Annotated in this window: 16 protein-coding genes and 2 tRNA genes; 16 read left to right on the top strand and 2 right to left on the bottom strand. The window is 72.5% G+C overall.

What is annotated here, in order from left to right:
• Positions 1-86 precede the first annotated feature (86 nt).
• From ACZ6ZN_RS10995 to ACZ6ZN_RS10950, 10 genes are all read left to right on the top strand, one after another.
• The gene (locus tag ACZ6ZN_RS10995) at positions 87-434 is read left to right on the top strand and encodes a DUF6507 family protein (RefSeq protein ID WP_469645050.1); all 348 of its coding nucleotides are present in this window, start codon (positions 87-89) and stop codon (positions 432-434) included.
• Positions 431-2,863 (top strand): ADP-ribosyltransferase, encoded by a 2,433-nt coding sequence (locus ACZ6ZN_RS10990; RefSeq protein WP_469645047.1) that lies wholly within the window; start codon positions 431-433, stop codon positions 2,861-2,863. The genes ACZ6ZN_RS10995 and ACZ6ZN_RS10990 overlap by 4 nt, the downstream gene beginning before the upstream one ends.
• 48 nt (positions 2,864-2,911) lie before the next feature.
• A complete protein-coding gene (locus ACZ6ZN_RS10985) occupies positions 2,912-3,316 on the top strand; it encodes a hypothetical protein (RefSeq protein ID WP_469645045.1) in 405 nt (134 codons plus the stop codon).
• Positions 3,309-4,625 (top strand): DUF6508 domain-containing protein, encoded by a 1,317-nt coding sequence (locus tag ACZ6ZN_RS10980; RefSeq protein ID WP_469645043.1) that lies wholly within the window; start codon positions 3,309-3,311, stop codon positions 4,623-4,625. The genes ACZ6ZN_RS10985 and ACZ6ZN_RS10980 overlap by 8 nt, the downstream gene beginning before the upstream one ends.
• Before the next feature lie 95 nt (positions 4,626-4,720).
• The gene (locus ACZ6ZN_RS10975; RefSeq protein WP_398110340.1) at positions 4,721-5,176 is read left to right on the top strand and encodes a phosphohydrolase; all 456 of its coding nucleotides are present in this window, start codon (positions 4,721-4,723) and stop codon (positions 5,174-5,176) included.
• A gap of 168 nt (positions 5,177-5,344) precedes the next feature.
• On the top strand, positions 5,345-5,656 hold the full coding sequence (locus ACZ6ZN_RS10970) for a hypothetical protein (protein WP_469645042.1): 312 nt from the start codon (positions 5,345-5,347) through the stop codon (positions 5,654-5,656).
• 76 nt (positions 5,657-5,732) lie between these two features.
• Positions 5,733-7,088 carry a type VII secretion integral membrane protein EccD gene (gene eccD, locus ACZ6ZN_RS10965; RefSeq protein WP_469645040.1) on the top strand — a complete coding sequence of 452 codons (1,356 nt, stop codon included), beginning with the start codon at positions 5,733-5,735 and terminating at the stop codon, positions 7,086-7,088.
• A gap of 78 nt (positions 7,089-7,166) precedes the next feature.
• Entirely contained in the window at positions 7,167-8,519 is a 1,353-nt protein-coding gene (locus ACZ6ZN_RS10960) for an AAA family ATPase (protein WP_469645038.1), read from the top strand.
• Positions 8,520-8,570: 51 nt separating this feature from the next.
• Positions 8,571-12,548, top strand: a complete 3,978-nt coding sequence (eccCa, locus tag ACZ6ZN_RS10955; protein ID WP_469645036.1) for a type VII secretion protein EccCa — start codon at positions 8,571-8,573, stop codon at positions 12,546-12,548.
• 4 nt (positions 12,549-12,552) lie between these two features.
• Positions 12,553-13,983, top strand: a complete 1,431-nt coding sequence (locus ACZ6ZN_RS10950) for a DUF6177 family protein (protein ID WP_469645034.1) — start codon at positions 12,553-12,555, stop codon at positions 13,981-13,983.
• A gap of 88 nt (positions 13,984-14,071) precedes the next feature.
• Here the strand turns inward: ACZ6ZN_RS10950 and ACZ6ZN_RS10945 are convergent, their stop codons facing one another.
• Positions 14,072-15,253 carry an acyltransferase family protein gene (locus ACZ6ZN_RS10945; protein WP_469645033.1) on the bottom strand — a complete coding sequence of 394 codons (1,182 nt, stop codon included), beginning with the start codon at positions 15,251-15,253 and terminating at the stop codon, positions 14,072-14,074.
• Positions 15,254-15,873: 620 nt separating this feature from the next.
• Here ACZ6ZN_RS10945 and ACZ6ZN_RS10940 point away from each other — a divergent pair.
• Positions 15,874-16,068, top strand: a complete 195-nt coding sequence (locus ACZ6ZN_RS10940; RefSeq protein WP_010041885.1) for a hypothetical protein — start codon at positions 15,874-15,876, stop codon at positions 16,066-16,068.
• Positions 16,069-16,160: 92 nt separating this feature from the next.
• The gene (locus tag ACZ6ZN_RS10935) at positions 16,161-18,719 is read left to right on the top strand and encodes a protein kinase domain-containing protein (RefSeq protein ID WP_469645031.1); all 2,559 of its coding nucleotides are present in this window, start codon (positions 16,161-16,163) and stop codon (positions 18,717-18,719) included.
• Positions 18,720-18,828: 109 nt separating this feature from the next.
• On the opposite strand, the gene ACZ6ZN_RS10930 is transcribed toward ACZ6ZN_RS10935, so the two are convergent.
• Positions 18,829-18,899 (bottom strand) — tRNA-Gly (locus tag ACZ6ZN_RS10930).
• A 164-nt stretch (positions 18,900-19,063) separates the two neighbouring features.
• On the opposite strand from ACZ6ZN_RS10930, the gene ACZ6ZN_RS10925 reads away from it, so the two are divergent.
• The 4 genes from ACZ6ZN_RS10925 (at position 19,064) to ACZ6ZN_RS10910 (ending at position 22,493) form a co-directional block, all read left to right on the top strand.
• Positions 19,064-19,140 (top strand) — tRNA-Pro (locus tag ACZ6ZN_RS10925).
• A gap of 193 nt (positions 19,141-19,333) precedes the next feature.
• On the top strand, positions 19,334-20,716 hold the full coding sequence (tig, locus tag ACZ6ZN_RS10920) for a trigger factor (RefSeq protein ID WP_469645029.1): 1,383 nt from the start codon (positions 19,334-19,336) through the stop codon (positions 20,714-20,716).
• 351 nt (positions 20,717-21,067) lie between these two features.
• On the top strand, positions 21,068-21,673 hold the full coding sequence (locus tag ACZ6ZN_RS10915; RefSeq protein ID WP_086603934.1) for an ATP-dependent Clp protease proteolytic subunit: 606 nt from the start codon (positions 21,068-21,070) through the stop codon (positions 21,671-21,673).
• A 112-nt stretch (positions 21,674-21,785) separates the two neighbouring features.
• Positions 21,786-22,493, top strand: a complete 708-nt coding sequence (locus ACZ6ZN_RS10910; RefSeq protein ID WP_398110349.1) for an ATP-dependent Clp protease proteolytic subunit — start codon at positions 21,786-21,788, stop codon at positions 22,491-22,493.
• Positions 22,494-22,624 lie beyond the last annotated feature (131 nt).

Below are 22,624 nucleotides of genomic sequence, written 5' to 3'. Positions count from 1 at the left end.
GGTGTCGTTGGGTGTGTTGAGCCGGTAGTGAGTGACGGGGGTTTGTGGTGCCCGGCTGGGATTTGAAGCCTCAGGGTATTTCTCAGGTGCTGAAGTCGACGGGGGAGGAGGCGGCGAAGCTGGAGAAGTACGCGACGGCTTTCGGGAAGCATCTGTCGTCGGCGGCGACCAGTGCGGGCACCATCTCCGCGGAGGGCGGCGGCGAGGGCGGCGAGAAGGTCCAAGGTGGCTTGGTTGCTCTGGCGTTGTCGCAGTGGGCGGAGCACGCGACGGAGGATTTGAAGTTCGTCGCGGCGCGTGCGGGTAAGTCGTTGCAGGGTGTGGTGGATGCGACCACGGCCTATCTGAACGGTGATCAGGAGATGGCGGCGGAGGCGCAGCGCAACACGTTGAAGGCGCCGGTGGTGGATCTGCCGGGAGTGGGCAAGAAGTGATCCAGCCGGAGAAGATCCCGCAGTTCACCGGTGATCTGGAGCAGTTGGAAAGCGACCACGCCGACCTGAAGAAGGACGCCGGACACGTTCGCAGTGCGGGTGGGGACATCCATTCCCGCTTCCAGGGTCTGTCGGCGTACTACACCGCTCCGGAGGCGGAGCAGCTGTTCGCGACGACGAAGCCGGTGAAGGACCGGGCGGATTCCTTCGCCGACGACTTGGAGACGGTGTCGGGGGCGTTGTCGTCCTACGCCACGGAGATCCGGCCCTTGGTGGCCAAGCTCAAAGAGCTGAAGACCAAGGCCCACACCTTCGTCGAGTCCGTCAAGGATGACGACGAGTGGGAGTACGACGAGGACAAGGTCGGGGAGCACAACAAGCTGCGGGACGACATCACCGCGACGGTGGCGGCGTTCTGGGCGGCGGAGCGCACCTGCCACAACAAGATCACCGCGTTGTGGCCCGGCGGCGCGCAGATGGTGGCGGGGGATGGCTCCGAGAAGGAGAACCAGTACGGGTTCAACGCGGAGGATCTGAAGAACGCGAAGCTTCCCTGGGGTGACCCGGTGGAGGAGAAGCACCATTGGTACGAGGTCGGCCACTGGGTGAAGTCGTTCGTGTGGGACGGGCTGATCGTGGACGGCATCTGGGGCACGATCAAGGGCCTGGGCACGCTGGTCGGTTTCGGTGGCTGGGAGGCGATGGGCCAGGCCTGGAAGGGCTTGGCGCAGCTCGCGACGGGGCTTGCCCTGTCGGCGATCCCGGGTGTGGCGACGGCGTTCTGGGCCCTGCCGGACGACAAACTCCCCTCCTGGATCCGTGATTCGCGCACGGCGATGAAGGAGACGGGCAAGGCGCTGGTGGCGTGGGACGAGTGGGGCAAGAACCCTGCGCGTGCTGCGGGTGCGGTGACGTTCAATGTGGTCACGACGGTGTTCACGGGTGGTGCGGGGGCTGCGGCGTCGGGTGCGGGCAAGGCCGGTGCGGTGGCCAAGGCGTTGTCGGTGGCGGGCAAGGCGGGCCGGGTGATCGACCCGATGACCTACATCGCCAAGGGCGCCGGCGCGGGCCTGTCGAAGATCGGCGACATCACCAAGGGCCTGCGCGGAGTGGGCGCCATCGACATCCCCACCCTGCCCGACGGCTCGGTCCATCTGCCCGACGGCCACCAACTCACCCCGAACGGCGACCTCGTCGCCCCGGACGGCACGATCGGCGCGACTCCGGCGCCGCACGGCGCGACTCCCGCCGTCCCGCACGGCACCACGCCGACGCTTCCCGCTCACTGGACGACGCAGGGTTCTCCCACGCCCTCGTACGCCGGGGTGCACGCGGGGCCGGACGGTGTCGCGCACACCGTGGACAACGCGGCCGGCGGTGCGTACCACCACACACCGCCCACCGCTCCGCTCCACGCCCCGGGCGGAGCCTTCGACCCGTCACCGGCCCCGTCCGCGTACGACCACGCGCCATCACCGTCCTCCTACGACACCTCGCCTACGGCCGCGCCGCACACGCACCCCGGTGGCCACGACTTCCCGGGAGCCGGACACGCGGACGACGCCGGGCACGGTGCGGGGCACGGGCACGCCGACGACGCCTCCCACGCCGGCGACCACGGTGACGCCGATGCCGGGCAGTACGCGGACGACGCCGCGCACGCCGGTGAGCACGCCGATGCTGGGGACGCCGGTGTACCGCACGGCACCGATGCTCCCGTCGGTGCCGGGCACCAGGGTGTGGACGTGCCGGGCGGCGCGGCCGGGGAGCCGTTCGAGTACCGGCCGATCATGTCCGCGGAGGACTTCGCCGACCTGGCCACCGACGCCGAGCGGCACGCGGTGGCCACCGCCGAGCTGGAACGGGGGACCAACCCGTACCCCAGCACCAGCAACAGGGCGGGCCAGGAGTACGGCGACGCGTACTGGAACGACCACCTCGACAACCTGGATCCGGAGGCCAGGGGCGCCCTGGAGAGGTACAGCAGCTTCTACTACCAGAACATCAACGGTCAGCTGCGGAATGTCGACGTACCGCTGGAACGCCCCGTCGCGGATCTCGTCGACAACATGGACCGGGTCATGGGCTCGCGCCCGGTGCCCGAGAACATCATGGTCGTCCGGGGCACTGACGTGAGCTACCTCAACCTGCGGTCCCCGCTCGAGATGCAGGGCAACGTCTACGACGAGCTCGGGTACATGTCCACCTCCCTCGGCAAGGACCCTGCCTTCGCGCATCAGCCCGTCCACCTGCACCTGCGGGTGCCGCAGGGCACGCCTGCCCTCTGGATCGACCACATCTCCGTGAACAAGGGGGAGCGGGAGCTGCTGCTCGCCCGTGGTGTGGAATACAAGGTGACGCGGGTCTTCCAGGACGAGGCCGGGAAGTGGCAGGTCTACTGCGAGGTCGTGCCGAAGGCCGAGCCGTAGCCGCGTCACGGTCGCGGACCGGACGGGCGACTCAAGGAGGATGAACCCATGAGCAGTGAGCAACCGGTGCCCTCGCGCTTCGAGGAGGACCTGCAGTTCCGTGAGAAGCCGGGCGGGCCGGCGCGATACCAGGACTGGACCGAGAAGCCGGTGCAGTACTTCACCGTGGTGGACAAGGAGAGCGGCACGGCCCTCGGGTACGTCTGGGCCGGTGACGAGGACGACGCCGCCGCCTACGAGCCGCGACAGGAAGGCGGCCCCCGCGCCGTGAACGCGGGCATCGCCTGGATCAGCCGGCTGCGTGACGGCAAGGCGCGCGGTCTCCGCCCGACGCAGACCCTCGCCGAGCTGTACGCCGACGCCGAGCCGCGTGGCAGGACCCGTCCGCTCCCCGGCTCCCTCGCCGACGCCCCCAGTGCCGCCGCCGTCGAGGCCCTCGCCAAGGATGCCTAGCGAAGCGCCCGGCGACGACTCCGCGCGGGGACGCCCGCCCGCCCCGGCGGGCATCGCTACCGGGGCCGTGCGGTACGTCACCGTCACCGCCCCCGACGACGGCGAGATCGTCGGATACGCGTGGGCCGGCACGGAAGCCGGCGACGTCGAGTGGATCAGCCGCGCTGCGAGCAGCCGCAGGGCCTACGAGCTCGGAACCGAGTGGTACCGCAAGGTGCGCGAGGCCGGGGAGCGTGGGCTGACCCCCCTCGGCGTCCTGCACCTGCTCAGCCGCGAACCCGGAGTGGGCCCCGTCACCGGGGCCGTCGACGCCGCGGCCGTGGAGGAACTCGCCCGGACCGTCACCCCGGCCGACGACCGCCGCCTGCTCGCGCAGCTCGACCGCGCGGACGCGGAGGCGTGGCGGGAGCTCGCCGACGCCTTCGACGCGCTCACAAACGAGGACCGGGACGTGCCGTGGGGCGGTGGGCAGAAGTCGCCCAGCGGGGCGATCCACGTGCCCTTCCCCAAGTACAGCGCGGGCGTCCACCGGGCCGTGGGAGCCCTCCGCCGCATCGGTGCGGTCACCCCCGAGCACCGGTGGATGGACAACCCCGTCCCCAGGCCCGGACCCGACGGCGGACTGCGGCCCGCCGACGCCGTGCGGGCCGCCACCGCGGTCGTGCGCGGGGAGAAGTTCTGCGACGGGACCATCGACCAGGCCCTGAACGACGGCCTCCTGGACGCCGTCGCCGCCTCCCTGCGCGCCTGGTACGCGGACCCGGACCCGGCGGACCCGGACCCGGCGGACCCGGACCCGGCGGACCCGGACCCGGCGGACCCGGACCCGGCGGACTCCGCCCGGGCCGCTTCCGCCCCGGCGGACCCGGTACCGGCCGACCCGGCCGCCGCACCGCCCGAGCCGCCGGACCCCGCCCTCCTCATGTGCAGGTTCTGCGGAGGTTCTCCCGCCGTGGACGTCGCCTTCCGTGCCCACCGCGGCCTGGTCCTGCTCCTCGGTTTCCGGCGGACCGACGGCCCCATGTGCCTGACGTGCGGACTCGCGGTGTACCGGGCGCTGACCGCCCACACCCTCGCCTGGGGATGGTGGAGCCCCCTGTCCCTCTTCCTGTTCGCGCCGCTCACGCTGGTCCGCAACGTCCTGGCCGTGCGGAAGGTGAAGCGGCTCCCCGCGCCGGGACCGGGCACCCTCGGGCCCCGCTACGACCCGGGGGTGCCGGTGCGCCGCAGGCCGCGTGCCTACATCGCCCTGATCCCCGTGCTGTGGGTGCTGTTCCTGGCCATGACGGGGCTGTCCCGGGGGATGTGAACGCCCTGGGGGGACGCGCGGGGACCGGCGCACCCCGGTTGTACTCCTGGCGCGTCCATGTCTTATGTTGCGGAGGCGTAGCTAGGGGGGTCGGCATGCCGCAGACAATGAGTGTCGCCGAGGTCGAGACCGTCGCTCGCGCCGCGCACGCCGGGCAGACCGACAAGGCGGGTCGCCCGTACGCGGAGCACCTGGCGGCCGTCGCCGCAGGGGTGCGCGCACGCGGCGGGGACGACCGGCTGGTCGCCGCCGCCTGGCTGCACGACGCGCTGGAGGACGGCGTCCTCGGCGAGGACTGGCTCGACGCGGCGGCGCTCCCGCAGTACACCAAGGACGTCGTACGGGCCATGACCAGACGGCCGGGGGAGGAGCCGGAGGCGTACGCGCGCCGGATCCTCGCCACGCCGGGCGCCCGGCTGGTGAAGACGGCCGACCTCGCGCACAACGCGGACCCCGTCCGCCTCGCCGCCCTCGACCCGGCCACCGCCCGGCGGCTCACGCGGAAGTACGCCGACATGCGCGAGCGCCTCGGCCTCGGCCCGGACGACTGACCGGCCGGCACGCACGGCACCCATCGGCACGGCACGGCACGGCACGCAGGGAACGCACGGAACGCGCGCACCGTACGCACGCACCGGCACAGCGCAGCACGGCACGACACAGCGCGGCACACGCACACGCACACCACAGGACGCATCGACGAGGCACAGGACGACTGAATGGCACGGGACTACGACAGCCAGCTGCTGGAGTCGGTGGCGGTGCGCCGGCGCCGGATGCGCGACGCGCTGCTCTTCGGCGCCCAGCGCTCCCGGCGCACGGCGGACGAACGGTTCGGCAAGCTCTTCGCGGGCATCGCGATCGCGGCCGTCCTGTGCGCCGGATGCATCGGCTGGTCCTTCCTCCAGGCCACGCTGGCCAAGCAGAAGGCGGAGGAGAGGAAGCAGCGGCAGCAGCAGGAGCAGATGTACGACCCGGCGCCCGGCGCCTCCGCGCGCGGGGCGGGCGGCAAGGGTGCGGAGAAGCAGTGAACGGGCTGTGTGCGGCCGGCGCCAGGCGTCCGGGACGCGGACGGGCCTCCAACGACGCGATGATAGGTTCCGGTGAGTGGTGAGCGCAGCAACGACGTCTCGGACCCAGCTGAGCCGGGTCACCCTGATCGGCGAACGGCGACGAGCCGACCTCGTTCTGCCGTCGGACACCCCGATCGGCCAACTGCTCCCCGACATACTCCAGTTGCTGGACGACCGGGCGGCCGCCAGGCCCACCACCCGGCAGTTGATCACTTCCGACGGCTCGGCGCTGCCCCATGACGCGACGCTGTCGTCGGCCGAAGTGCCCGACGGTGCCGTGCTCCGGCTCGTCCGTGCCCACGCCGCGCCTCCGGCGCCGGTCGTGCACGACGTCACCGACCAGGTCGCGGACGACCTGGACCTGCGGACCTGGCGCTGGCGTCCGGCGGCCCGCCGGGTGAGCGCCGGCGTGGCGACCGTGGTGTTCACGGTCGCCGCCGCCGTGCTGGCCCGCCGGGAGTTCTCCCTGGAGGCCGTCACGACGACCCTCGCCGTCGTCACCGTCCTCTTCCTGCTCGCCGGTGCGGCCACCGCGAAGATCGGCACGGGCAACCAGGGCCTGGCGACCGCGTTGCTGCTGGCCGCCGGCGGGCTCGGCCTGCTCACGGCGTGGACGGCCGCCGACGCGTACGGCTGGGGCGGAACGGCCCGGCTGGCCGGGATCACCGCCGCGCTCGTCGTCACCCTCGTCCTGCTGGCCTACTGCTCCCCGTTGGGCCGGGGCGGGCTCATCGGGGCCGGGGCGATCGTCACGGTCACCCTGGTGTGGGAGGGCGTCGCCCTGCTCCAGGACCGGACGGACCGGATCGGCGCCGTGATGGCCGTGTTCTCCATCGTCCTGCTCGGGCTGCTGCCCCGGTTCGCGCTGATGGCCTCCGGGCTCACCGCGCTCGACGACAAACGCTCCACCGGCACCTCGGTGAGCCGGCACCAGGTCGGCAACGCCCTGGCCGCCACCCACCGCGGGCTCGCCCTCGCCACCGTCGTCACCGCGGCCTCGGCCGCCGCCGGCGGCTGGATGCTGACCACCGCGCAGGAGCCGTCGGTCTGGACGGTGGCCCTCGCCTCCGTCGTGGTCGTGGTGCTGCTGTCCCGGGCGCGGGCGTTCCCGCTGGTCGCCGAGGTGGTGGCGCTGTTCGCGGCGGCGGCGGTGCTCGTCGTCCGCCTCGCCGTGCTGTGGCTGGACCACGCCGGGGGCGTCGGGGCCCTGGTGCTGCTGGGCGCCGCGGCGCTGCTGCCGCTGCTGGTGCTCGGCGTCGAACCGCCCGACCACGTCCGGGTGCGGCTGCGCAGGAGCGCCGACCTGGTCGAGTCACTCGGCGTGATCGCGCTCTTCCCGCTCGCCATCGGGGCGTTCGGCATCTACGGGCAGTTGCTCAACAAGTTCTGAGACTTCGAGGACCAGGCGCCCGCCCGCCACCGCCTCCGCGGTACGGCAGGGCAGGGCGCGGCAGGAGAGAAGGGCGACATGCCGAGCGGCGACAACTGGCAGAACGACGTGCTGCGCGACCTGCGGGGCGGCACGCCCCCGCAGCGTGCCGGGCGACCGGACGAGCAGCAGCAGGCGCCGGCACCCGGGCAGCCGCCCGCGCAGGCCTCCCCGCAGCAGCCGCCCGCGCCCGCGCAGCAGCAGCCGTCCCGGCAGGTGCCTCCCCCGCAGCAGCCGCAGGCCGCCCTCCACGGCACCCCCGGCCACCCGCAGCAACCCCAGCAGCCCGCCCCGGCCGGTCAGCAGTACGCCCAGCCCCCGCAGCCGCACGCCGGCCAGTACGCCGCCCCGCAACAGCCGCACCCCGGGCAGCCGCAGCCACCGCAGCAGCAGCACGCCCCGCAGCACCGGCAACGGCCGGTGCAGTACGCCGAGCAGGCCCCCGCCCCCCGGGCCCGTTCCTCCCGCACCGCCCCCGAGAGCCGGCCGGTGGTCGACAAGAAGCTGCTGGGTGCGGGCAAGGGGCCCCGGCGCGGGGAGCCGTTCGCGGCCCGGGCCGTGCGCGCGGTCCGCCGCACCCTCGCCTCCTCGGCGTCCCGGGAGGTCGCCGAGACCACCGCGACCGCCGAGACGCTCCAGCAGCCGGTGACCACCGGCCGGCAGATAGCCGTGACCAGCATCCGCGGCGGCTCCGGCAAGACGACCGTGGCCGCGCTGCTGGCCACCACGTACGCCCACTACCGGCAGGACCCGGTGCTGGTCGTCGAGGCCGATCCGGCGCTCGGCTCCCTGCCGCTGCGGCTCGGCGCGGAGAACCTGCGGTGGACCACCGGTGACCTCGCCGACGTCCTCGAACCGCAGATGACGCTCCTGGACATCACCGGCTACCTGGTCCAACTGCCCGAGAACGCCTGGCTGTTGCCCGGCAGCCAGGGGCAGGTCGGGGCGATGCTCGACACCAAGGGCTACGAGCGGATCATGGTGTCGATGCGCCGCTACTTCGGCGTGACCGTCGCCGACTGCGAGACGCTGCCCGCCGAGGTCGCCCGCACCGCCCTGTCCGCCGCCCAGGCACGCATCCTGACGGTGCCGGCGACGCTGGAGGGGATCGCCAGTACCCACGCGGTCCTGGAGTGGATGCGCGGCCTGCCCCGGGACATCACCACCTCCACCGTCGTCGTGCTCACCGAGACCGCGCCGCACACCGGCGTCGACCCGGACAAGGCGGCCGAGCAGCTGAAGGCGACCGGGGCGAGCGTGTGCGTCCTGCCCTACGACCGGCACCTGGCGGCGGGCGGCACCATCCGCACCGAACTGCTGGCCCGCGGCACCCGGCAGGCCGCCGCCCGCCTGGCGGCACAGGCCTTCCAGCTCTCCCACCGGCGCCGCTGAACCCGCCCTGCGCGAAGGGAACCCGAGGACTCACAGGACGAGGCGACGACGATGAGCACCCGACTGATCCACCGGCCGGCCCGCACCACCCGCCCGCCGGCCGCACCCGAACCGCGCTCCATCGAGGCGCCGCCCAACCTGCCCGACGGCAAGACGGGCTCGATCGCGACCTCGCTGCTGCCCGTCGCGGGCGTCATGTCCTCCGTCGTGATGATGACGGTCGTGCGCAACAGCCAGTTCGCCGGTCTCGGCGCGATCATCCTCGTCGTCACCATCGTCGGCTCGCTCGTCCTGGTCTTCTCCCAGCGCGGCAAGGCCCAGCGCACCCGCCGCACCCAGCGCGAGGCCTACCTGGCCTATCTGGAGGACCTGCGCGAGGAGTTGTCGGGGGAGGAGCGCGAGCGGCGCGAGAGCACCCAGGTGCTGAACCCGCCGCCGGACGCGCTGTACGACATCGTGCGCGACCCCGCCCGGCTGTGGGAGCGGCGGCGCCTGGACGCCGACTTCCTGCGGGTGCGCGTCGGCACCGGCGAGATGCCCGTGCGCGACCTCAAGGTGGACCCGCCCGGGTCCTCCGTGCTCACCCCGCCCGACGAGTTCATGCTGAACGAGGCCTCCGCCCTCGTCGCCCGCTTCGGCAACGGCACCGAACTGCCCCTCACCGTCCCCCTCGACCGCGTCGGCAACGTCACCGTCATCGGCCGGCGCGAGGACACGCTCCGCGTCGCCCGCGCACTCCTCGCGCAGGCCGCCGCCACCCACGCGCCCGACGACGTGGCCATGGCCCTGGCCGCGCCCGGCGACCGGATCGCCGACTGGGCCTGGGCCAAGTGGCTGCCGCACCTGCTCGACTCCGAGCAGTTCGACGGCCCGGTCGCGGCCCGCCGCATCGCCCCCTCGCTGCCCCGGCTGGCCCGCCAGATCGGCGGCGAACTGCGCCGCCGCGCCTCCTACGCGGCCGAGGTCCGGCGCGGCCTGTCCGACAAGGACGCCCTGGCCATGTCCTCGCGCCTGCTCGTCGTGGCGGACGCGCACGGCGGCGACGCCGTCGACCTGCCGCGCCCCGACGACGCGGTCGGCCTGCGCGACATGAGCGTCACCGTGCTGCACCTGCTCGACCAGCGCGTCCAGGAGCCCGGCAGCGTGGGCGTGCGCATCACCGTCGACGGCGAACGCGTCCTCATCGAGGACCTGCGCGAGAAGGAGCCGGTCAGCGCGCACGGCACCGTCGACGACATCGGCGCCCCCTTCGCCGAGGGCCTGGCCCGGATGCTGGCCCCGCTGCGCCTGTCCGCGGAGTCGATGGTCGACGCCCCCCTGACCGGCCCGGTCGACTTCGCCGAACTGCTGGGCATCGACGACGTCGCCGGGCTCGACCTGAGCCGGCTGTGGGCGCCGCGGGGCGAAAGGGCGTTCCTGCGCGTGCCGATCGGCGTGAGCGACGCCAAGGAACCCGTGCTGCTCGACCTGAAGGAGTCCTCCGAGCTGGGCATGGGCCCGCACGGCCTGTGCGTCGGCGCCACCGGCTCCGGCAAGTCCGAGCTGCTGCGCACCCTCGTCCTCGCCCTGGTCGCCACCCACCCGCCGGAGGACCTCGCCCTGGTCCTCGTCGACTACAAGGGCGGCGCCACCTTCGCCCCGTTCGCGAACCTGCCGCACGTGTCCGGCGTCATCACCAACCTGGAGAACCAGGCCGGCCTGGTCGAGCGCGTCCACGCCTCCCTGGCGGGCGAGGTCAAGCGTCGCCAGCAGGTCCTCAAGGACGCGGGCAACGTCGCCGACATCGGCCACTACGCCGCGCTGCGCGCCGAGAAGCGCCCCGACCTGGAGCCCCTGCCGCACCTGTTCGTCGTGATCGACGAGTTCGGTGAACTCCTCACCGCCAAGCCGGACTTCATCGACCTGTTCCTGTCCATCGGCCGCATCGGCCGGTCCATCGGCGTGCACCTGCTGCTGTCCAGCCAGCGCATCGAGGCCGGCAAGCTGAAGGGCCTGGAGACCTACCTGTCGTACCGGCTGGGTCTGCGCACCTTCTCCCCGGACGAGTCCCGCACGGTGCTGGACACCACCGACGCCTTCCACCTGCCCCCGCTGCCCGGCTTCGGCTACCTCAAGGTCGACACCAGCCACTACGAGCGGTTCAAGGCCGGCTACGTCTCCGGCGCCTACCGCGGCCCCGTCCGGCGCGAGAGCGAGGAGGACACGGGCCCGCTCGTGCTGGAGTACGACGCGTACAACACGCTCGGCCAGGAGGACGCCGCCTCCCCGGAGGAGCCGCAGATGCGGCGCCGGGAGACCGGCCCCACCGAGATGGGCATGATGATCGACCAGCTGGAGCGCTCCGGAGCCCGCCCGGTCCGGCAGATCTGGCTCCCCCCGCTGCCCTCCGCGGTCCCGCTCGACAAGGTCGCCGGCCCCGTGCAGGTCGGTCCGCGCGGCATGCAGCTCGCCAAGCGCCGCGGTCCGCTCCAGGTGCCGCTGGGTGTCCTCGACGACCCGACCAAGCAGTGGCAGGGCCAGTGGTACCTGGACCTCACGCTGGCCGGCGGCCACGCCGCGATCATCGGCGGCCCCCAGTCCGGCAAGACCACGCTGCTGCGCACCCTCGCCCTCTCCCTGGCCCTGACCCACACCCCGCAGGAGGTCGGCGTCTACGGCCTCGACCTGGTCGGCGGCGGTCTGCAGGCCCTGTCGGGACTGCCGCACGTCGGCGGCATCGCGGGCCGGGCCGACCGGGAGCGCGCCGCCCGCACCATCGACTCGGTGCGCGCCATGCTCGACCAGCGCGAGGAACTCTTCCGCATCCACAACATCGACTCGCTGGAGCAGCTGCGCGCCCTGCGCGCCGCAGGCCGCCTGCCCGACCTGGCCAGCACCGAGATCGTGCTGCTCATCGACGGGTTCGGCGCCCTGCGCGACGACTTCGAGGACCTCGACGACCCGGTCGTGGACATCCTCAAGCGGGGCAGCGGCTACGGCATCCACGTCGTCGCCGGCATGCTCCGCTGGAACGACGTGCGCATCGCCACCCAGTCCCAGTTCGGCACCCGCGTGGAACTGCGCCTGAACGACCCGAGCGAGTCCAGCATCGACCGCAAACTCGGCGAGACCCTCTCGCCCGAGGAGAAGGGCCGCGTCCTCATCGACCGCAAGCTCTTCGCCCAGGTCGCCCTGCCCCGCACGGACGGTGCCGCCGACACCGCGGACCTCGGCGCCGTCCTGGAGACCACCGCCCGGGCGATCCGCGCCACCTGGACCGGCGAGGTCGCCCAGCCCGTGCGCGTCCTGCCGCACGTCCTGGAGGCCCACCAACTGCCGGGCCCCGCCGCCGAACCGCGGCGCGTGCCGATCGGCCTGGACCAGACGCAGCTCGCGCCCGTCCTGGTCGACCTGTTCCACCGCGACCAGCACCTGCTGATCATGGGCGACAGCGAGTGCGGCAAGACCAACCTGCTGAAGGTGATCGCGCGGGGCCTGATCGAGCGCTACGGCGACGACGAGCTGGTCTTCGGCGTGTTCGACCCGCGCCGCGGACTGCGCGGGGTCGTCCCGGAGGAGTACCGGGGCGGCTACGCGTACAACGCCAAGCTGTGCGCCGGCCTGGCCGCCGGCATCGCCGCCGAGCTGGACAAGCGGCTGCCCGACGAGACCGCCGACAACGCCGACCTGGAGCCGGGCAGCTTCTCCGGCCCGCGCATCGTGATCCTCGTCGACGACTACGACGTGCTCACCACGGCCGGGCAGCAGCCGCTGGCGCCCTTCGTGCCGTACATCCCCTCGGCCGTCGACATCGGGCTGCACTTCGTCCTCACCCGCCGGGTCGCGGGCGCCTCGCGCGGCCTGTACGAGCCGCTGATGCAGAGCCTGCGCGAGTCGGGCGCCTCGGCGCTGGTGATGGCGGGGGACCGCAGCGAGGGACAGCTCTTCTCGAACGTGTACGCGAGCCACCAGCCGCCCGGCCGCGGTGTGCTGGTCCGCAGGGGCGAACCGAGCCGGCTCATCCAGACCGTCTACGAGGGGACGAGGTAAACGCGTGACGAAGGATGTCATCGCCCTCACCAGCAAGATGCCCGATCCGCTCAGCGTGCTGGCGGGCCTGCTGTCCGGGGGCCCGGACCTGCTGGTGGGCGCCGAGGGCGAGGGCGCCGTGGTGCAGCTGTGCGACCCGCAGGGCCGCCCGCTGGTGTCCGTGGAGGCGCCGCTGCTGGTGCAGGTCAGGGGGGAGGCCGAGCGGCTGCTCGGGGCGCGGGAGCCCGAGGTGCCCTACTGGTGGACGGAGGCCCGCGCCACCACCGGGGTCAAGGAGGCGGAGGAGCTCGCCGGGACGTTCGCGGCGCGGATCGCCACCCTGGTCGGCGGTACGGCCTGGCCGCCGCAGACGGCGTGGTCCCTCGCGGTGGTCAGGACGGACGGGATGACGGTGGCGCCGGCCCCGGCCGCCGCGCAGCCCGCCGTGGACGTGCTGACCGACAAGGTCGCCGTCGTCATCCAGGACCGTCCCGTGGTCGCGATGACGGCCTGGCTGTCGGACGCCTTCCGCGCCGCCGCGAACGCCGGTCTCGGCCTGCAGATCGTCACCCCGGCGGGCACCCGCCTGTCCCCGGCGGTGCGCAACAGCCTCCCGGGCTGGCCCTCGCGCTGGGTCGTGCAGGACGAGCGGGACGGCTACTACGACGGCCTCACCGGGGCCGTACTGCAGTGGAGCAACGGCCTGTTCGTGACGGTGGAGTCCCCGCAGGCCACCGCCGAGGACCCGCGCACGCCCGTGGCCGCCTCCTTCCAGGAGGGGGTCGTCGAGCAGGGCGACACGGGGGAGCGCCAGCTGGCGATCTCCTTCCGCGCCGTCCACCCCGCCGACGACCGGCTCGTGCTCGGCGGCGCCGTGGAGGCGGTGTGGCGGGAGATCACGGGGGAGCCCCCGGCCGGCTGGGGCACCGAGGAGCCCGCCAACCTGCCCTGGTCGCTGCGCCAGTTGACCGACATCGCCCACGAACGGGCCCCCGAGCCCAGCTGGTTCGTGGTCGTCGGCACCCCGGAGCGGCCCGGCCTGGCGACGGTCCGCGTCACCCGGACCAAGGCCGGGGTGGAGGAGGACGTCACGATGGTCCTCGGCTACGGACCCGGCGAGCACATCCCCACGGACACCGTGATCGCCGCCGCGGAGGCCCTCGCCACCCGGCACGACCTGCAGTCCATGCTGGTGCAGATCCGCCGGGCCCGCCGCGACCTGTCCGTCCCGCCGCGCTTCGAAGGCCCGGGCGTGCCCTACGCGTTCGTCCTGGGCGCGGAGGAGGTGCGCGAGATGCCGGGCGACCGGGCCCGGCGCACCCCGCTGCCCGAGGCGCCGCGGGAGCTGGGCCCGAAGACCCGCCCCGCGCTCTACTACGCGTTCCCGGGCAACCCCTCCGACCTCGCGGGCTGGCAGGACTTCGAGCGCCTCATGCGCCATCTGAAGGGCGAGTAGGCCACACCCTCGGGAACACGGCGGACGGCCCGCACTCCGTACGGAGTGCGGGCCGTCCGCGTCGCCCCAAACTGGGGGGGGGGTGGGCTCAGCCCACGGTCGCCTTCTCGCGCTCGCGGCGCTCCACGCCCTGACGCTCACGCGCGGCCTCGGCCGCGTCCCGCTTGAAGGCCCAGTCCATCGCCGGCTCCATCACGCACCGGAACACCCGGCGCACCGGCGCGGTGCACAGCACGGTCACGGCGGCGGCGGCGAGGACGGTCACCGCGATCTCACCGGCCGGGTGGTGCAGCCACGACGGCTCGAACCAGCCCTGGTAGTCACCGGCCTTCTTCAGGAAGCCGTGCAGCAGGTAGCCGTAGAGCGTGCCGGCGCCCAGCGAGGTGAACCACATGTGGCGGCGCGGCACCCAGGCGAAGAAGCAGGCGGTCAGCACCAGGGAGCAGCCGAACAGCGCCAGCACCATCACCGGGCCGGTCCACCACGGCGCGCCCAGCTCCTGCGCGGAGTCGCGGTGGTAGAACCAGGCGGCGTTCATGCGCGGCGCCGCCCACCAGCTGAACACCAGCGCGGCCGCGAAGACGGGCACCGAGGCGATCCGCACCGAACGGCGGCGCACCATGTGGAAGTGCTCGGGCTTCATCGTCAGGCCCAGGACGAAGAACGGCAGGAACTGCAGGACGCGCTGGAGGTCGAGGTCGTCTCCGATCGAGGGGCTGACGGTCGCCAGCACGGCGAGGACCAGGGCGAGCGGCAGGGGCCAGCGCACCGCCTTCCACAGGGGCGTGGTCAGCCGCCACACGAACAGCGCGACCAGGAACCAGGTCAGGTACCAGGGGTCCAGGAGGCTGATCTCGTGGCCCGGGTCGTCGTCGATCCAGCGCTTGAAGAGCGAGTAGGCCGTCTCGAACACGACGTACGGCACGGCGACTCCGGTGACCAGGCGCTTGAGCCGGTCGGGCCGCATGTCGAAACTGCGGGAGAAATAGCCGGAGATGATGATGAACGCCGGCATGTGGAAGGCGTAGACGACCTGGTAGGCGGCGTCGATCACGCGGCTGTCGCCCCGGAGCGGTTCCCAGGAGTGGCCCATCGCCACCAGCACGATCGCGAGGTACTTCGCGTTGTCGAAGAAGGCGTCGCGCTGCTTGCCGTTCTGCTTCTTCTGCGGGCTCTGCGGCGAGCGAGGGCTCGGCACTCCGCCCGCCGGCGGCTGTGCCGGGGGAAGTGGCGCCCTCTGGTCGCCGTTCGGTCGCAGCGAGTTCGTCACAGACCCTCCCACCAGGAGCTCGGGGAGACGATCCGGGACCTCGCTGCGCGTGCGGGGGACGAGGCAGCGTGGAACATTCGAGGCACCCTAGCGTTCCCTGCGGCTATTCGTAAAACGCCGGACGTGAATCCTGGCTATTCAGCTCGGATACCCCCGGATAACGGGTGGTTGACATCGCAACATGCGTGACGGGCGCCACACTTCCGGGGTGCGGCCCGTGCCCCCATCGGCCCCTGCTTGGGGTGATACATCCCGACTAAGCCGGGCATAAGGCCAGCAGGCGACTCCGGTGGAATGTCTGCTTCCACCCTCTTCGCGGGCTTGTCCGGTGGCTGTCGGCGGGTCCGTGGCGGTGATTTGAATTAGCTGCGAACGCGTTGTGTGGGGACGGCAACGATGTGAATGAATTCCCTGCGCGGGTGGTGTATCGAATTGCCGTGCGACCGGCAGCCGTTGGCCGTCCGCCGCCGGGCGACACGCCGGTCCGGCCCCACCGGAGCGTGGCCGTTGTGTCACCGGCCGCATAGCGGGGCCGTGTTGGTGGCACGATGGTTCTGGCGGGGGTGCGCGGGTCGCTTCCCCGGGCCGGGAGAGCGGACCGACCGAGGGTGTGATCAGTTGTGGCCATTTCACTGTCTGTGGTGCTGCTGTTGGCGATCATCCTTGTGGTGTTGCTGAGAGGGGGCTCCATCAAGGCAGGTCCCGCGATCGTGGCGATCCTCTTCGGCTTCTTCCTCGCCTCGACCGGCATGGCCCCGTCCATCAACAGGTTCCTCAACTCGATAGCGGAAACCATCAACTCCATCAGCTTCTGACCGGCGGGGCCCGCCCCGCGCCGCGGTTCCCCGGCCCGGGCGGATACGCTCGCCCCGACCGAGACGGTGCGTGACGGGGGGAACGTACGGGGATGGCGCTGCGCGACTCCGACCCGGCCGAGGTGGGCGGCTACCGCATCGAGGACCGCCTGGGCTCCGGCGGCATGGGGGTGGTCTACCTCGCCCGCTCGGCCTCCGGCCGGCGCATCGCGGTCAAGGTGGTGCACGCCCAGTACGCCGACGACGACGAGTTCCGCACCCGGTTCCGCCGCGAGGTGGCCGCGGCACGGCGGGTGAGCGGCGCGTTCACGGCCCCCGTCGTGGACGCCGGTGCCGACGCGCCCCGCCCCTGGATGGCCACGCTGTACATACCGGGCGCGGACCTCGGCACCCACGTCCGCACCCACGGCCCGCTCCCGCTGCCCCGCCTGCGCGAACTCGCCGCCGGTCTCGCCGAGGCGCTGCGCGACATCCACCGCGCCGGAGTGGTCCACCGCGACCTGAAGCCGGCCAACGTGATGCTCGCCGAGGACGGCCCGCGCGTCATCGACTTCGGCATCTCCCGCGCCGCCGAGGCCGCCGCCTCCGACGCCCTGACGCAGACCGGGCGCGTCATGGGCACACCGCCCTTCATGTCCCCCGAGCAGTTCGCCTCTCCGCAGGACGTGGGTCCGGCCGCCGACATCTTCTCCCTGGGCTCGGTCCTCACCTACGCGGCCACCGGACGCGGCCCCTTCGACAGCCCGAGCGCCTACGAGACGGCCCTGGCGGTCGTCGAGGGCGAGCCCGACCTCACGGGCGTGCCGCGGGAACTGCTGGCCTGCCTGCGCCTGTGCCTGGACAAGGACCGCTTCGTCCGCCCCGCCGCGGACGAACTGTTCACGCTGCTGCGCGAGCTCCCCGACGCGTCCGCCGGGCATCCCCGGCCGGGCGCCGCCCCCGGACGCGCCCGCCCCGGGCCGGTCCCCCGCCCGACCGAACCGTCCGGCACGGTCTGGCCCGAGCCGGCCCGCACCGAGCGGGGGAGGACCCCCCAGCCCCCGCCCGGGGAGGCGGACGCCGGACACCACACCCGACGCCACCCCGCCCCACCCCCACCGGCACCCCCCACCGACACCACCCCACCCGGCCCGGGGGCCTCGCAGGCAGGGCCCCCGGCGCCCACCACCGACACCACCCCACCCGGCCCGGACCACACCCCGCCCGGCCCCGAGGCCTCGCAGGCCGAACCCGCGTCACCCACCACCGACCGCACCCCGCCCGGCCCCGGGACCCCGGCGCGAGGCGAGGAGCGCACCCCGCCCGGCCCCGGGACCCCGCAGGCAGACCCTCCGGCCCCTGGCGCGGGCCGTGCCCCAAGGCGCCGCAGGAACGCTCTGATGCTGGCGGGGGCCGCCGTCTCGGTCGTTCTCGCCGCGCTGGTCACCACCACGCTCACCCTGACCCGCGACACCGGCCGCACGCCCTCGTCCTCCGCCGACGCGGCCGACCTGCCCGAGGGCTGGCGGGCGTGGGCCGCCGGGCCGGTGCCGCTGAAGGGGGCAGAACGCCGGCCCGGCGACTCTGCCGCGTTCCAGCGGTGCACCGCCGTGGACACGTCCCTGGTGTGCGCCGGCGGCCAGGTCATGGCCACCCGCTACGACCTCGCCCGCGGCGAGCGCACCTGGACCCGTTTCGTCGACCCGACGGCACCGGACGGCCTGGCCTCGGACGAAGGCTCGATCATCGGCGCGGACGGCGACCGCGTCTACGCCTACCAGGCGGACAGCCGGGAGATGGCGGACGGCGCCGGCCCCTTGTTCACCTACACGGTCGCGGCCCTGTCCGCCCGGACCGGCGAGGTGCTCTGGCGGACCCGGACGGCCGACGGCCAGACCGCCGGCGCGCCCGACGCCGAGGTGGGCGGCGCCGCCGCCCTCCCCGAGGGCGTGCTCACGGCCTACGGCGCGACGGGCAACGAGTACGCCCTGCTCGACGCCGCCACCGGCGAGGTCCGCTGGAAGCGTCCCGAACCGCAGGGCGCACAGACCTGCGCCCTGCACGCCGTGGCGCAACGGCCCTATCTGATCTGCACCACCGGCATGTGGCAGCAGGACACCGCCCGGACGACCGTGTCCGAGCTGGACGCGGCCACCGGCAAGGCCCGCTGGACGGCCCGGGCGAAGGGCGACCTGGAGCTGCTCGGCCGGGACGGCGACCACCTGGTGCTGGCCGTCCGGGACGCGCCCGGCAAGGGCCTGACCCGCGTCCACACCGGCACCCACGCCGTGACCACCGTCCGGGTCTCCGCCCAGCAGGCCGACGCCTCCGCCGCCTACCTGCTGCGGGGCAGGGTCTACTTCACCCGGGGCAGCGGCGGCGTGAGCGCGGTCTCGCCGCGCACCGGGCGGACGCTCTGGAACAGCAACTCCACCGTGGAACGGCAGGGCTCCCCGGCGGCCTCCGCCACACACGTCTACTTCGCGTCGCCCAGCGGCCGGGTGGCGGCCCTCGACGTGCGCACCGGGAAGGTCGAGGGCGACCAGGACGGCCGCGACGACAGCGGCGAGCCCGACGACACCACCGGCGCGCCCCCCACCCTGGTCGGCGACGCCCTGTACGTCCCCTACGGCACCCGCTCCGTCTACACCCTGAACGTCCGCGACCTCTGACGCCCGGACCCGCGCGTCACGCGGGCGGTGTCCCGGGCCCCGCCCATCCGCAAAAACACTCAGGGCCAGGTGGAGGAATGATCCTCCGACCTGGCCCTGAGCCATGAAGAGCGGGCGACGGGAATCGAACCCGCGTAGCTAGTTTGGAAGACTAGGGCTCTACCATTGAGCTACGCCCGCACAGCACGCGCCGCAGGTCGGGTGACCGCGGCACTGCAGGCATCGTAGCGGGTCGCCCCCCTTCGCCGCACACCGCATTCCCGCTCCGCCCGACGCGGCGCCGGCACCCCGGAAATGCGGCGGCCGCACGGCCTGCCGGCATGTACCCTACGTGTCGCACCAGACGGGGTGTGGCGCAGCTTGGTAGCGCGTCCGCTTTGGGAGCGGAAGGCCGTGGGTTCAAATCCCGCCACCCCGACCAGCCACCCGGTCACCTCGCGTGATCGTCTCCCGGTCACTGACGTGATCGCCTTTTGGGCGGTGTAGTCCCTGCCGTTACTATGCAAGCTGCACGCCCGTGTGTCTCAGCGTCTGAAGTCCTCCGGGCGGCGAAATCCGCCGGGCCGCTCTGGCCCCGGCAGAACCCAAGCAGTCAGCCACAAGGAGACCGAACCGTGAAGAGCGCCGTGGAGACCCTGAACCCGACTCGGGTTCGGCTCACTGTCGAGGTGCCCTTCGAGGAGCTCAAGGACAGCCTCGACGCGGCGTACAAGAAGATCAACCAGCAGGTCACGGTGAAGGGCTTCCGCAAGGGCAAGGTCCCGGCCCGGGTCATCGACCAGCGGTTCGGCCGCGGTGCGGTGCTGGAGGAGGCCGTCAACGACGCGCTTCCGAAGTTCTACACCGACGCGGTGAACGAGGCCGAGCTCAGCGTGCTGGGCCAGCCCGAGGTCGACATCACGGAGCTGAAGGACGGCGAGACGCTGAACTTCACCGCCGAGGTCGACATCCGCCCGTCCATCGAGATCCCGGACTACTCCGGCATCGAGGTCGAGGTCGACGCGGTCGAGGTCACCGACGAGGACGTCGACAAGGCCGTCGAGGAGCTGCGCGAGCGCTTCGCCTCCACCGCCCCGGTCGAGCGTGCCGCCGAGGACGGCGACGTCGTCACCATCGACCTGGAGGCCAAGGTCGAGGGCGAGGTCCTGGAGGACGGCATCGCCAACGGCGTCTCCTACACCATCGGCTCCGGCGAGCTGCTGGACGGCATCGACGACGCCGTGAAGGGCCTGGAGGCCGGTGGCGAGGCCACCTTCACCTCCGAGCTCAAGGGCGGCTCGGCGGCCGGCAAGGAGGCCGAGGTCACCGTCAAGGTCACCCAGGTCGCCAAGCGTGAACTGCCCGAGCTGGACGACGAGTTCGCGCAGCTCGCCTCCGAGTTCGACACCCTCGAGGAGCTGCGCGCCGACAGCCGCAAGCGCCTCGAGAACATGAAGCAGTACGACCAGGCCACGCAGGCCCAGGAGCGCGTCCTGGAGAAGCTGCTCGAGCTGGTCGAGGTGCCCGTCCCCGAGAAGCTGCTCGAGGACGAGATCAACACCCGCAAGCACAACCTGGAGCACCACCAGCTCGGCCAGATGGGCCTCGACCTCGCGAAGTACCTGGAGATCCAGGGCAAGACCGAGGAGGAGTTCGACGCCGAGACCCGTGAGGCCGCGGTCAAGGGCATCAAGACCCAGTTCGTGCTCGACGAGCTGGTCAAGCAGGAGAAGCTGAACGTCAACCAGGAGGAGCTCACCGAGCACCTCATGCGCCGCGCCGCCTCCTCCGGCATGTCCCCCGACCAGTTCGCCCAGGCGGTCGTCGAGGGCGGCCAGGTTCCGCTCCTGGTCGGCGAGGTCGCCCGCGGCAAGGCCCTGGCCGTCGTGGTCGAGAAGGCCACGGTCAAGGACACCAACGGCGAGGTCGTCGACCTCGACGACGAGGACGAGGACACCACCGAGGCCTCCGCCGAGGAGACCCCGGCCGAGTCCGCCGAGGAGAAGACCGAGGGCTGATCCCCGGTCGCGTGAGTTCATGAGAAGGCCCTGGGGCGTGCCCCGGGGCCTTCTCGTCACCCAGGGGGCAGCGCTCCTCGGGGGCGCGGGGAACCGCGCGACGAGCCCCCACCGCCCGCAGCCCGGCGAGGGCCGAACCACCCGCGGCGAGACCGCACGGCCCCCGGCGGAGCCCACCGCGCTACGCCCCCGGCGAACACTCCCATCTCCGGGATTCCCCGGGAGGACCCGCGCGTTAGGGTCCATGAATACCAGGGCAGAGGAGTCCCCGAACGGCTCCGAGCCCCGCAGGGAAACGTGAGACGGCCCGGCGCCGTCGTAAGACGAGCAGGTGGATACGTGACGAATCTGATGCCTTCAGCCGCCGGCGAGCCTTCCATCGGTGGTGGCCTCGGCGACCAGGTCTACAACCGGCTGCTCAACGAGCGGATCATCTTCCTCGGCCAGCCGGTCGACGACGACATTGCCAACAAGATCACCGCACAGCTGCTGCTCCTTGCCGCCGACCCGGACAAGGACATCTACCTGTACATCAACAGCCCCGGCGGTTCGATCACGGCCGGCATGGCGATCTACGACACGATGCAGTTCATCAAGAACGACGTGGTGACCATCGCCATGGGTCTCGCGGCTTCCATGGGGCAGTTCCTGCTCAGCGCGGGCACCCCCGGCAAGCGCTTCGCGCTGCCGAACGCCGAGATCCTGATCCACCAGCCCTCCGCGGGTCTGGCCGGTTCGGCCTCGGACATCAAGATCCACGCCGAGCGGCTGCTGCACACCAAGAAGCGCATGGCCGAGCTCACCGCTCAGCACACCGGCCAGTCGGTCGAGCAGATCACCCGCGACTCGGACCGCGACCGCTGGTTCGACGCCTTCGAGGCCAAGGAGTACGGCCTCATCGACGACGTGATCCCCACGGCCGCCGGCATGCCGGGCGGCGGCGGCACCGGGGCCTGAGCGGTCCTCACGGGGCCTGTGGCGCCCCGTGAGGCCACGGAGCCCCGTCCAGGGGCCCCAGCGGACCCCAGTCAGCCCCAGCCGACCGCCTCAGCCCTTTCCAGGAGACACCGTGAACCAGTTCCCCGGCAGTGGGATCTACGACCGTATGCACGCCATGCAGGACATGAGCGGCTCGCAGGGCCGCTACACCGGCCCGCAGGCCGAGTCCCGCTACGTCATCCCGCGCTTCGTCGAGCGCACCTCGCAGGGCATCCGCGAGTACGACCCGTACGCGAAGCTCTTCGAGGAGCGCGTGATCTTCCTCGGCGTCCAGATCGACGACGCCTCCGCCAACGACGTCATGGCGCAGCTGCTGTGCCTGGAGTCGATGGACCCCGACCGTGACATCTCGGTCTACATCAACAGCCCGGGCGGCTCCTTCACCGCGCTCACGGCGATCTACGACACCATGCAGTACGTCAAGCCGGACATCCAGACGGTCTGCATGGGCCAGGCCGCCTCCGCCGCCGCCGTCCTGCTCGCCGCCGGCACGCCGGGCAAGCGCATGGCCCTGCCGAACGCGCGCGTGCTGATCCACCAGCCCTACAGCGAGACGGGCCGCGGCCAGGTGTCCGACCTGGAGATCGCCGCCAACGAGATCCTCCGCATGCGCACGCAGCTGGAGGAGATGCTGGCCAAGCACTCGACCCAGACGATCGACAAGATCCGCGAGGACATCGAGCGCGACAAGATCCTCACGGCCGAGGACGCCCTGAGCTACGGCCTGATCGACCAGATCATCACCACCCGGAAGATGGACAACTCGAGCCTGCGCTGAGGCGAGAGGCTGTAACGTCTGCCGCCCCTTGGCACGGTTTGACACGGTCCACGTCAAAGCGAACCGCGCCAAGGGGGGCCCGGACGGGGGGCCCGGCAAGGTACCGTCGGACATAAGGCAGCACCAGGAGT

This window comes from Streptomyces sp. NPDC053665 (genome assembly GCF_055585285.1).
Note: the sequence above shows the minus strand (reverse complement) of the source record. Positions and strands in the feature narration are given on the sequence as shown.